This window comes from Streptomyces sp. NPDC002276, assembly GCF_053891435.1.
In genome coordinates, this window is sequence record NZ_JBSFCQ010000068.1 from 1 (window position 1) to 1,360 (window position 1,360).

1 protein-coding gene is annotated in these 1,360 nt (G+C 68.4%); it reads left to right on the forward strand.

Annotated elements, in window-relative coordinates:
* Positions 1–138: 138 nt before the first annotated feature.
* Entirely contained in the window at positions 139–1,320 is a 1,182-nt protein-coding gene (locus ACWIHT_RS47225) for an IS30 family transposase (protein WP_456174833.1), read from the forward strand.
* Positions 1,321–1,360: the final 40 nt, after the last annotated feature.

Genomic DNA, 1,360 nt, shown 5'->3' on the forward strand with positions numbered 1-1,360 from the left:
CTTCCGTTCTAGTGGTCGTCGCAACACCCCTGTTCAAGGGGCGCGATGGACTTCGAGATCCGGAAGGTCCGGGAGAACAGCACCACCAAGCCGTTGGCCCGTGAGCGGGAGGAATACCTTCGGCTTGTGGATCTTGGGATAGGTAACACGGAAGCCTGCCGGATCGTCGGCATCAACCGCCGCACCGGCACGCGATGGCGCTACGGCCGGCAGGCATCCGGAAAGAAGAAGGCGTCTGCGCCCATCGTGGACACGGGGCTGCCGTGGGAGCCCCGTGAGGCTCTGCCGCCTCCGCCTGGTGACAAGCCCGGACGGGCTGGCCCGTCCCGGTATCTGAGCGAGTCAGACCGCATCCACATCGCTGACCGGCTGCGGGAGAAGGCGTCCATCCGGACGATCGCGATGGAGCTGGGCCGCAGCCCTTCCACCGTCAGCCGGGAGGTCCGCCGCAACCGGACCGTGCTGTCCGACGGCCGCTGGTACTACCGGCCGCACGCCGCCCAGCGCCGCGCCGACAAGCGCAGACCACGGCCCAAGACCGGCAAGATCGGGCAGAACCCCGAGCTGCGGGACTTCGTCCAGGACCACCTCACCCTGCGGTGGAGCCCTGAGCAGATCTGCCACGCTCTGCGCAGGCGCTTCCCCGACCGGCCGGAGATGCACGTGGTCCACGAGACGATCTACCAGGCCCTCTATGTCCAGGGCCGCGGGGAACTCCGCCGGGAACTGACCCAGGCTCTGCGGACCGGACGCGCGATGCGCCGCCCCCACCGGCAGGCAGCGAGCCGCAGACAGCGGTTCCCGCACCCGATGGTCATGATCAGCGACCGGCCCGCCGAGGTCGCCGACCGTGCCGTTCCCGGCCACTGGGAGGGCGACCTCATCGTCGGCAGCAACTCCCGCTCCGCCATCGCCACGCTGGTCGAACGCAGCACCCGCTACCTGATGCTCGTCCACCTTCCCCGCGGGCACTCAGCCGCCGCAGTCCACACGGCACTCGCAGAGACCGTCCAAGCCCTTCCGCCTCATCTGATGCGGTCGCTGACCTGGGACCAGGGCACGGAGATGGCCTACCACCACCACTTCACCATCACGACCGACATCCCGGTCTACTTCTGCGACCCGGCCAGCCCCTGGCAACGCGGCTCCAACGAGAACACCAACGGCCTGCTGCGGCAGTACTTCCCCAAGGGCACCGACCTGTCCCGGCACACCCGCGAACACCTGGACGCCGTCGCCGCCGAACTCAACAGCCGCCCACGCAAGACGCTCGACTGGGAGACCCCAGCCGAGCGCCTGTCTAAACTGATCGCGGCCTGATCAACTCACCACGGTGTTGCAACGACCCCTGGAATTCGCC